This is a genomic window from Parafannyhessea sp. (genome assembly GCF_051876455.1).
Lineage (GTDB): Bacteria > Actinomycetota > Coriobacteriia > Coriobacteriales > Atopobiaceae > Parafannyhessea.
In genome coordinates this window covers 1-10,191 of record NZ_JBJEHW010000160.1, presented here as the reverse complement: position 1 = coordinate 10,191, position 10,191 = coordinate 1, and the positions used below count along the sequence as shown (strand labels likewise).

General features: G+C 68.3%; 8 protein-coding genes. 7 read left to right on the top strand and 1 reads right to left on the bottom strand.

Features of this window, described 5'->3' with window-relative positions; genetic code table 11:
• Window positions 1-99: 99 nt before the first annotated feature.
• The 7 genes from ilvB (at window position 100) to leuB (ending at window position 9,035) form a co-directional block, all read left to right on the top strand.
• Window positions 100-1,818, top strand: coding sequence for a biosynthetic-type acetolactate synthase large subunit (gene ilvB / locus ACI38Z_RS06990; protein WP_439789472.1), 1,719 nt, complete (start codon window positions 100-102; stop codon window positions 1,816-1,818).
• Between the two features lie 48 nt (window positions 1,819-1,866).
• Window positions 1,867-3,066, top strand: a complete 1,200-nt coding sequence (ilvA, locus tag ACI38Z_RS06985; protein ID WP_439789471.1) for a threonine ammonia-lyase — start codon at window positions 1,867-1,869, stop codon at window positions 3,064-3,066.
• A gap of 74 nt (window positions 3,067-3,140) precedes the next feature.
• Window positions 3,141-4,835: a dihydroxy-acid dehydratase gene (gene ilvD, locus ACI38Z_RS06980; RefSeq protein ID WP_439789470.1), complete on the top strand. Its 1,695-nt coding sequence runs from the start codon at window positions 3,141-3,143 to the stop codon at window positions 4,833-4,835.
• A gap of 5 nt (window positions 4,836-4,840) precedes the next feature.
• A complete protein-coding gene (locus tag ACI38Z_RS06975) occupies window positions 4,841-6,091 on the top strand; it encodes an ATP-binding protein (protein WP_439789469.1) in 1,251 nt (416 codons plus the stop codon).
• Window positions 6,092-6,100: 9 nt separating this feature from the next.
• Complete coding sequence (gene leuC, locus ACI38Z_RS06970; protein WP_439789468.1) at window positions 6,101-7,363, top strand: 3-isopropylmalate dehydratase large subunit; 1,263 nt, start codon at window positions 6,101-6,103, stop codon at window positions 7,361-7,363.
• A gap of 18 nt (window positions 7,364-7,381) precedes the next feature.
• The gene (leuD, locus tag ACI38Z_RS06965; protein ID WP_439789467.1) at window positions 7,382-7,891 is read left to right on the top strand and encodes a 3-isopropylmalate dehydratase small subunit; all 510 of its coding nucleotides are present in this window, start codon (window positions 7,382-7,384) and stop codon (window positions 7,889-7,891) included.
• A 1-nt stretch (window position 7,892) separates the two neighbouring features.
• Window positions 7,893-9,035 carry a 3-isopropylmalate dehydrogenase gene (gene leuB / locus ACI38Z_RS06960; RefSeq protein WP_439789466.1) on the top strand — a complete coding sequence of 381 codons (1,143 nt, stop codon included), beginning with the start codon at window positions 7,893-7,895 and terminating at the stop codon, window positions 9,033-9,035.
• Between the two features lie 141 nt (window positions 9,036-9,176).
• On the opposite strand, the gene ACI38Z_RS06955 is transcribed toward leuB, so the two are convergent.
• Window positions 9,177-10,130 carry a carbohydrate kinase family protein gene (locus ACI38Z_RS06955; RefSeq protein ID WP_439789465.1) on the bottom strand — a complete coding sequence of 318 codons (954 nt, stop codon included), beginning with the start codon at window positions 10,128-10,130 and terminating at the stop codon, window positions 9,177-9,179.
• Window positions 10,131-10,191: the final 61 nt, after the last annotated feature.

Genomic DNA, 10,191 nt, shown 5'->3' with positions numbered 1-10,191 from the left:
CGCATGTGGGTCTTCGCTTTGGGCGGGGACTTTTTTTATTAGGCATCGGCAAGGCAAACCAAGCGAACACAGGTGAGAAGGACGAGGGGAGAGGGACCGATGGAGCTTCAGCTTACGGGGGCGCAGATTCTGCTCGAGTGCCTGAAGGAGCAGGGTGTCGACACCATCTTTGGCTATCCTGGCGGCACGATCCTGGACGTGTACGACGCGCTGTACCAGACGAGCGGCATCAACCACTATCTTGTGAGCCACGAGCAGGGCGCGACGCACGCAGCCGACGGCTATGCGAGGTCGACGGGGCGCGTGGGCGTGTGCTTCTCGACGTCGGGACCCGGCGCCACGAACATGACGACGGGCATCGCGACGGCCATGGCGGACAGCTCGCCCATCGTCGCGATCAGCTGCAACGTGACGAAGAAGCTCCTGGGCAAGAACTCGTTCCAGGAGGTGGACAGCACCGCCGTCATGCGTCCCATCACCAAGTGGACGCACCAGGTGTCCGACGTGAGCGAGCTCGCGGACGTCGTGAGGGCCGCGTTCCTGGTGGCGCGCTCCGGCCGTCCCGGCCCGGTCTTCCTGGACATCACGAAGGACGTCACGCAGGAGATGACCTCCTACGCCCCCGTGCACCTCTCCGAGCACCTCGCGAGGCTCAAGCCGGGACTCCTTCCCGACGACCTGCGTGCCTCGCTCGAGCCGCCCGCGGTCAATCCCGATGACATCGAGAAGGTCGCCCAGCTCATCCTGAAGTCAAAGCGCCCGATGATCATCTGCGGCGGCGGCGTGGTCCGCAGCAGGGCCAACGGCGAGCTCAACAGGTTCGCCAACCAGATCGACGCGCCCGTGGCGATCACGGTCATGGGCGGCGGCGGCTTCAGGGGCCGCGACCCCCTCACCACGGGCATGATCGGCATGCACGGCTCTCAGGCGTCCAACATGGCCGTCGACAACTGCGACCTCCTGCTTGCGTTTGGCTGCAGGTTCTCGGACAGGATCGCGCTCCAGCCGGACACCTTCGCCTCCAAGGCGAACATCGTCCAGGTCGACATCGACCCGGCCGAGATCGGCAAGAACGTCCACTGCGAGCAGGCCATCATGGGCGACGTGCGCCAGGTGCTCCAGCTCCTGCTCAAGCGCCTCGAGGGCGAGGGCCAGCTCGACCACTCGGAGTGGAAGGAGTTCGTCTTCTCGTACCCCACCGAGACCGTGTACGACGAGGAGGAGGGCCACCTCACCCCCAAGCAGGTGAACGACGCGATCGCGCGCATCTGCCCGCAGGACACGATCGTCACGACGGACGTGGGCCAGCACCAGATGTGGGCCATCCAGCACTTCCACTACGACTATCCCGGTCAGCTCATCACCTCGGGCGGCTTCGGCACGATGGGCTTCGGCCTCGGCGCGGCCATCGGCGCGCAGGTCGGCAACCCCACCAGGCGCGTCATCCACGTGACGGGCGACGGCTCGTTCCGCATGAACTGCATCGAGCTCGCGACCGAGGAGCACTACAAGCTCCCCATCATCACGATCATCTACGACAACGAGGTCCTGGGCATGGTGCACCAGTGGCAGACGCTCATCTACAACGGCCACTACTCCCAGACTAACCTCGACCGTCCGCCCTCATGGCCCGACCTGGCCCGCGCCTACGGCCTCGACGGCAGGCGCGTCTCGACCGTCGCGGACTTCGAGGCGGCGCTGCGCGAGGCGCTCGACTGCGGCCACGGCTACGTGATCGACGTGGTGCTCGACCGCGACGAGATGGTCAGGCCCATGGTGCCCGGCGGCCAGCACATCACGAACTTCCTTGCGGTATAGCAAGCCAACACCCCTGACGGTCGCGCCCGCGGCCAGGAAAGGAAACCCATGACGCTCTCACTAGACAAGGTCTACAACGCCGCCTACGCCCTTCGCGGTGTCGCGAGGAAGACGGACCTCATCGCGGCACCCACGCTGGTCGACGGGCTCGACCTGCACCTGAAGACCGAGAACCTCCAGGTGACGGGCTCGTTCAAGATCCGTGGTGCGTACTACAAGATCAACCGCCTGAGCAAGGAGGAGCTCTCGCACGGCATCATCGCGTGCAGCGCCGGCAACCATGCCCAGGGCGTCGCGCTCGCGGCCACGAGGCTGGGCGTGAAGAGCGTCGTGTGCATGCCTGACGGCGCCCCCATCATGAAGGTGGAGAACACCCGTCGCCTCGGCGCGGAGGTCCGCCTGGTCAAGGGCACCTACGACGACGCCCACGACGAGGCCGTCCGCCTGCAGGAGGAGACCGGCGCCACGTTCATCCACCCGTACGACGACGAGGACGTGATTGCCGGCCAGGGCACCATCGGCCTCGAGATCCTCGACCAGCTCGACAACGTCGACGCCGTGGTCGTCCCCGTCGGAGGCGGCGGGCTCATCTCGGGCGTCGCGCTCGCCATCAAGAGCCTGCGCCCCGAGTGCAAGGTCTACGGCGTCCAGGCCCAGGGTGCCTCCGCGTTCGCGGACGCGTTCCACGCGGGCAAGTGGGCCGCGTCCGACAGCGCCGTCACGTTCGCCGACGGCATCCAGGTCAAGGTCCCGGGCAACCTCAACTTCGAGATGGTGGAGAAGTACGTCGACGACATCGTGACCGTCTCGGACGACGAGATCGCCGCCGCGATCCTCGCGCTGATGGAGAAGCAGAAGCTCGTGGCGGAGGGCGCCGGCGCCACGCCGGTCGCGGCCTGCATGTTCGGCCACCTGCCCGTCCAGGGCAAGCGCGTCGTCTGCGTGGTCAGCGGCGGCAACATCGACGTCAACATCCTGTCCCGCGTCATCAACCGCGGCCTCGTGATGAGCGGCCGCAAGGTCACGCTCTCGCTCAGGCTCACGGACAAGCCTGGCCAGCTCGAGACGGTCAGCCACATCATCGCGGAGCTCGGCGCCAACGTCGTCTCCGTCGACTACGACCTCACGGACCCCGACCTGCCCATCTCGAGCTGCATACTGCGCGTGGGCATGGAGACCCGCGACCAGGCGCAGATCGACCTCATCCGCCAGCACCTGCAGGACGCGGGCTTCTCGCTCGCGGACTAGGCGGGCCAAGGCGACCGTCGAGAAGGACACCATCCGCGCGTGGCAGACCCACGCGCAAAGGAAGGAAGCCACCAATGGACAACACGCAGCAGACCGAGCACTTCGCCAGCGACGCAATCAAGTTCGGCGCGAACAACGCCGCGCACCGCTCCCTCTTCCACGCCCTCGGCTGGACCGAGGAGGAGATGCACCGCCCGATCGTGGGCATCGTGAGCTCGCAGAACGAGATCGTCCCCGGCCACATGAACATCGACAAGGTCGTCGAGGCCGTCAAGATGGGCGTCGCCATGGCCGGCGGCATGCCCGTGGTCTTCCCCGCGATCGCCGTGTGCGACGGCATCGCCATGGGCCACACCGGCATGAAGTACAGCCTGGTCACCCGCGACCTCATCGCGGACTCCACGGAGTGCATGGCCCGCGCCCACGGCTTTGACGCACTGGTCATGGTCCCCAACTGCGACAAGAACGTCCCCGGCCTGCTCATGGCCGCGGCGCGCGTCAACGTCCCGACCGTCGTCGTGTCCGGCGGCCCCATGCTCGCTGGCCACGTCCACGGCAAGAAGACGAGCCTCTCGTCCATGTTCGAGGCGCAGGGAAGCTACTCCGCCGGCAAGATGAGCGCGGAGGACCTGGAGGACTACGCCTGCAAGGTCTGCCCGACCTGCGGCTCCTGCTCCGGCATGTACACCGCCAACTCCATGAACTGCCTGACCGAGGTCATCGGCATGGGCCTCTCCGGCAACGGCACCATCCCCGCCGTCTACTCCGCGCGCCTCGAGCTCGCCAAGCACGCCGGCATGGCCGTCATGGACATGCTCCGCAAGGACATCCGTCCGCGCGACATCATGACGCGCGAGGCGTTCGCCAACGCCCTCACCGTCGACATGGCGCTCGGCTGCTCCACCAACACGATGCTCCACCTCCCGGCGATCGCGCACGAGTGCGGCATCGACCTCAACCTCGACAACGCGAACGCCATGTCCGCCCGCACGCCCAACATCTGCCACCTCGCGCCTGCCGGCCGCACCTACATGGAGGACCTCAACGAGGCCGGCGGCATCTACGCCGTCATGAACGAGCTCTCCAAGAAGGGCCTGCTCAACCTCGACTGCATGACGGTCACGGGCCACACGGTGGGCGAGAACATCAAGGGCCACCCCGTCCTCGATTACGACGTCATCCGTCCCGTCGACGACCCGTACTCCAAGACGGGCGGCATCGCGGTCCTGCGCGGCAACCTCGCGCCCGACGGCTCCGTCGTCAAGCGCTCCGCCGTCGACCCCAAGATGCTCGTCCACGAGGGTCCCGCCCGCGTGTTCGAGAGCGAGGAGGACGCGCAGCACGCCATCGACGAGGGCAGGATCAACCCGGGCGACGTCGTCGTCATCCGCTACGAGGGTCCCAAGGGCGGCCCCGGCATGCGCGAGATGCTCAACCCCACCTCGGCCATCATGGGCCGCGGCCTGGGCGACTCCGTCGCGCTCATCACGGACGGCCGCTTCTCCGGCGCCACGCGCGGCGCCTGCGTCGGCCACGTCTCGCCCGAGGCGGCGTCCGGCGGCCCGATCGGCATCGTGGAGGAGGGCGACACCATCCTGATCGACATTCCCAACAGCCGCATCGAGCTCGAGATCCCCGAGGAGGAGTACGAGCGCAGGATGGCGTCCTTCTCGCCCAAGAAGAAGGAGCTCCACGGCTACCTCAAGCGCTACGCGCAGCTCGTGGGCTCCGGCGCCAACGGCGCCGTGCTCGGCGAGGGTGAGGAGTAGTGCCGATGGAGGAGACCGCACTCGGGCTCCGCAGGGTCGACCTGGGCCTCCTGTCGCTCGCTGTGTTCCGCGGCGTGCTCGACGACCCGGTGGTCGCGGCCCTCGCGCGCTGCGTGCGCCTGGGCGAGAGGATCGTGGAGTGCGACGACGACAGCCCCCGCCTGGGGCGCAAGTACGCCGAGGCGTACGCGCGCTTCGTGTCGAGCCTGGTCGAGGCCGAGGACGGCTGCCTCTCGGCCCACGTGCGCAACGTCGTGCTTGACGACGAGAACGCCTACCTGCGCCAGCTTGGCGCGGGAGGCGACGTGCCGGCCGAGCTCGAGGCCGCTGCCGCCAGGGAGCTCGAGACCCTGGGCATGCTCGCCAACCTCACGTCCGACGAGCTGCTGGCGCCCGTGGGCGCGGACGACGAGCGAGAGCTGCTGCCGCGCTTCGCGAACGAGCCCATCGACCTTGCCGCGGCCTATGCGGAGCGCGTGCGCAACATCGGCAGGACCGGCTGGGGCATGTACGCCCGCTACAACGTCTTCCGCGTGGATCGCGACCAGATCGTGCCCGTGCGCTACCCCGACCCGCAGCGCCTGGAGGACCTCGTGGACTACGAGCGCCAGCGCCAGGTCATCCTCGACAACACGAGGGCGCTCCTGCGCGGCCTGCCCGCGGCGAACATCCTGCTCACCGGCGACGCCGGCACGGGCAAGAGCTCCACGGTCAAGGCCGTGGCCAACGCGCTCGCGCCCGAGGGCCTGCGCATCCTGGAGGTCCGCAAGGAGCAGCTGCGCGACATCCCCGCGATCCTGGACCAGCTCACGAGGAACCCGCTCAAGTTCGTCATCTTCATCGACGACCTGTCGTTCTCGACCGACGACGACAACTTCGCGGCGCTGAAGGCGATCCTCGAGGGCTCGGTCTCGGCAAAGTCCGACAACGTGGTGATCTATGCCACGAGCAACCGCCGCCACCTGGTGCGCGAGCGCTTCAGCGACCGCGACGGCGACGAGGTGCACCAGAACGACACCATCCAGGAGGTCGTGTCGCTGTCGGACCGCTTTGGCATTCACCTCACGTTCTACAAGCCGGACAAGAGGGTCTACCTCGACATCGTCCACAAGCTCGCGGCGGACGCCGGCATCCAGATGGACAACGCGGAGCTCGACCTTGCCGCGGAGCGCTTCGCCACGAGGCGCGGCGGCAGGTCCGCGCGCGGCGCCAGGCAGTTTGTTGACTCCCTCGTGGCTTCGGCCAAGGAGAGATAGGAGGACCATATGGCACGTCCCATGACCATGGCGGAGAAGATCCTGGCGGACCACGCCGGCCTTACGGAGGTCGTCCCCGGCCAGCTGATCGAGTGCGACCTCGACGGCGTGCTCGCCAACGACATCACGGCGCCCATCGCCATCAAGACGGTGCGCGAGATCGGCGCCGGCGTGTTCGACCCCACGAAGATCTTCCTCGTGCCCGACCACTACAGCCCCAACAAGGACATCAAGAGCGCGGAGCAGACCAAGGTCACGCGCGACTTCGCCCACGAGATGGGGATCACCCACTACTTCGAGCAGGGCTGCATGGGAATCGAGCACGCCCTTCTCCCCGAGAAGGGCATCGTCGGCCCCGGCGACCTCATCATCGGCGCCGACTCCCACACCTGCACCTACGGCGGCATCGGCGCGTTCAGCACCGGCGTGGGCTCCACGGACGCCGGCGTGGGCATGGCGACGGGCCGCGCCTGGTTCAAGGTGCCCGAGACCATCCGCTTCGAGGTCGAGGGCGAGCTGCCGGCGGGCGCCTCTGCCAAGGACATCATCCTCTACGTGATCGGCAAGATCGGCGTGGACGGCGCCCTGTACTGCGCCATGGAGTTCGCGGGCTCGACTATCCGCAACCTCTCCGTCGAGGGTCGCCTCACGATCGCGAACATGGCGATCGAGGCCGGCGGCAAGGCGGGTCTCTTCGAGGTTGACGACGTGGCGCGCGCCTGGCTCGAAGGCCGCACGGAGCGCCCGTACAGGGAGTACCACTCCGACCCCGACGCCACGTACAAGCAGGTCATCAAGATCGACGCGGCGGACATCGTGCCGCAGGTCTCCTGGCCGCACCTGCCCAGCAACACGCATCCCGTGGCCGAGAGCCGCTCCGTCAAGATCGACCAGGTGGTCATCGGCTCCTGCACCAACGGCCGCATCGAGGACATGCGCGCCGCGGCGGAGGTCCTGCGCGGCCGCACCGTCGACCCCAACGTCCGCTGCATCGTGATCCCCGCGACCCAGGGCGTCTGGCTCCAGTGCGTGCACGAGGGCCTCATGGACGTGTTCATCAACGCGCACTGCGTGGTATCAACCCCCACGTGCGGTCCCTGCCTGGGCGGCTACATGGGCATCCTCGCGGCGGGCGAGAAGTGCGTGAGCTCCACGAACAGAAACTTCGTCGGGCGCATGGGCGACCCCACGTCCGAGGTCTACCTCGCGAGCCCCGCGGTCTGCGCGGCGAGCGCCGTGGCCGGCCACATCGCGCTGCCGTCCGACCTCTAACCACAAGGGAGTGAAGCCATGAAGTTCAACGGAACCGTCTTCCGCTATGGCAGGGACATCGACACCGACGTGATCATCCCCGCCCGCTACCTCAACACGTCCGACCCGGCCGAGCTGGCCAAGCACTGCCTGGAGGACCTCGACACCACGTTCGTCAAGCGCGTCAAGCCCGGCGACATCATCGTGGCCGAGGAGAACTTCGGCTGCGGCTCGTCCCGCGAGCACGCGCCCGTGGCCATCAAGGCCGCCGGCGTCTCCGTCGTGATCGCCAAGAGCTTCGCGCGCATCTTCTATCGCAACGCCATCAACATCGGCCTGCCGATCATGGAGTGCCCCGAGGCCGTGGACGCGATCCACGAGGGCGACGTGGTGGACGTGGACGCCGACACCGGCGTCATCACGGACGAGACGACGGGCGCCACGTTCCAGGCGCAGCCGTTCCCGCCCTTCATCCAGGAGATCATCAACGAGGGTGGCCTCGTGGCGCGCACGAAGCGCCTGATGGCCCAGAAGAACGCGGAGGCATAGCATGGCGGCACGCACGTACAAGGTCTGCACACTGCCGGGCGACGGCATCGGCCCGGAGATCATGGCCGAGGCCAAGCGCCTGCTCGAGGCAATCGGCGTTGCGTACGACGTCGAGTTCGTCTGCGAGGACCAGCTCATCGGCGGCGCCGCAATCGACGCGACGCGCGAGGCGGGCGAGCCCGTGAGCGCGCTGCCGCCCGCGACCCTGGCGGCGGCCGAGGCCGCGGACGCCGTCCTTTTGGCCGCGGTGGGCGGTCCCAAGTGGAACGACACGACCCCCGGCGCCGTGCGCCCGGAGCAGGGCCTGCTCGCCATCCGCAAGAACCTGGGGCTGTACCTCAACCTGCGCCCCGTCCACATCTACCAGGCGCTGCGCGACGCCTCGCCGCTGCGCGAGGACAGACTCGACGGCGTCGACCTGCTGATCGTGCGCGAGCTCACGGGCGGCCTGTACTTTGGCGAGCACAGGCGCGAGCACGGCGTCGAGGGCGCGGGCACGGACGGCGCCGCGGGCGACAAGGCCACGGACACGATGGAGTACTCCGAGTACGAGATCGAGCGCGTGATCCGCTGGGCCTACGAGGCCGCCGGCCGCCGCAACGGCGTGGTCACCTCCGTCGATAAGGCCAACGTGCTCGAGACCTCCCGCCTGTGGCGCGAGGTCAACCACCGTCTGAACGCCGAGTACCCCGACGTCGAGGGCGAGGACATGCTCGTGGACAACTGCGCCATGCAGCTCGTGGCCAACCCGTCGCAGTTCGACGTCCTCGTGACCGAGAACACGTTCGGCGACATCCTGTCCGACGAGGCCTCCATGCTCACGGGCTCGCTCGGCATGCTCGCGTCCGCGTCGCTCGGCTCGGGCACCGCGCTGTACGAGCCCAGCCACGGCTCCGCGCCGGACATCGCGGGCAAGGGCATCGCGAACCCCATCGCGCAGATCCTCTCCGTGGAGCTCATGCTCCGCTACAGCTTCCAGATGGACGATGCGGCGGACGCCGTGGCGGCGGCCGTGGAGGACGTCCTCGATGCGGGCTGGCGCACGCCCGACCTCGCGGACGAGGACACGCCGGACGAGAAGCGCGTGGGCACGTCGCAGATGGGCGACAAGATCATCGCGGCCTTCCAGGAGCGCGCGCACTAGCGCCGGCACGGCGACACATCAGTCCCAAACGAGGCGGGCCGCCTGCGGAGTCTCCGCGGGCGGCCCGTTGCCGTTGTGGTGGGGAGGGTGTCGCGGGCGGGGCCGCGCGTCCTTCTCTCTTGCGTCTGCCTTGCGCGAGCGCTAGTTGGCGAGAAGCGCCTCCACGTCCTTGCGCTGGGGGATGGAGGGGATGCCGCCACGGCCGCGCACCGTGAGCGACGCGACGGCGTTGCCCAGGCGCACGAAGCCCTGCGCCGCGGCGATGTCCACGTCCGCGGGGGCGAGGCCGCTCTCCAGCAGGCCGGCCAGGAAGCCGCCCCAGAACGAGTCGCCGGCGCCCGTGGTGTCAACAACGTCGGCCGCGTAGCCCGGCACCACCGCGGAGCCGTCCTTGGTCGCCACGAAGGCGCCGTCCGCGCCCAGCGTGACCACGCAGACCTTGACGCCCTGCTCGAGCAGCCACTCGGCCGCCATCGCGGGCTCGAGCCTGCCGGTCACGAGCTCGCACTCCTCGTCGGAGAGCTTCATGACGTCCACGTAGGGGATGACCGTGCGCATCTGCCCGGCCGCGACGTCGGGGCCGTCCCAGAGGGTGTCGCGGTAGTTGGGGTCGTAGGAGACCACGACGCCGGCGTCCTTGGCTATCTTGAGCGCCGTCATCGTGGCGGAGCGGGCGGGCTCGTTCGTCAGGCTGAGCGACCCCACGTGGAAGACGCGCGAGCCCTCGATGAGCTTGCGGTCGAGCTCCGCGGGCGCGAGTTGCGTGTCCGCGCCGGGCTTGCGCGCGAACGAGAACGTGCGCTCGCCGGTGGGGGACAGCGCCACGAAGGCCAGCGTGGTGAAGAAGTTGGGGTCCACGATCAGGTTCGAGGTGTCGACGCCGTTGTCGTCCATCACCTGCTTGAGGAACCTGCCGTGCATGTCGTCCCCGACCTTGCCGATGAAGGCCGTCTTGTGGCCCAGGCGCTCCAGCGCCACGAGCACGTTTGCCGGGGCCCCGCCGGGGTTGCGCTCGAAGAGCTTCTGCCCGCCCTCCGACGTCCCCGCGTCCGTGAAGTCGATGAGTACCTCGCCAAGTGCAGTGACCTCTGCCATTGCTGCCTCCCTGTGTCCGTTCCCTTTACTAGTGAGTGTAGGTGTTGCCCATCACGTCGCG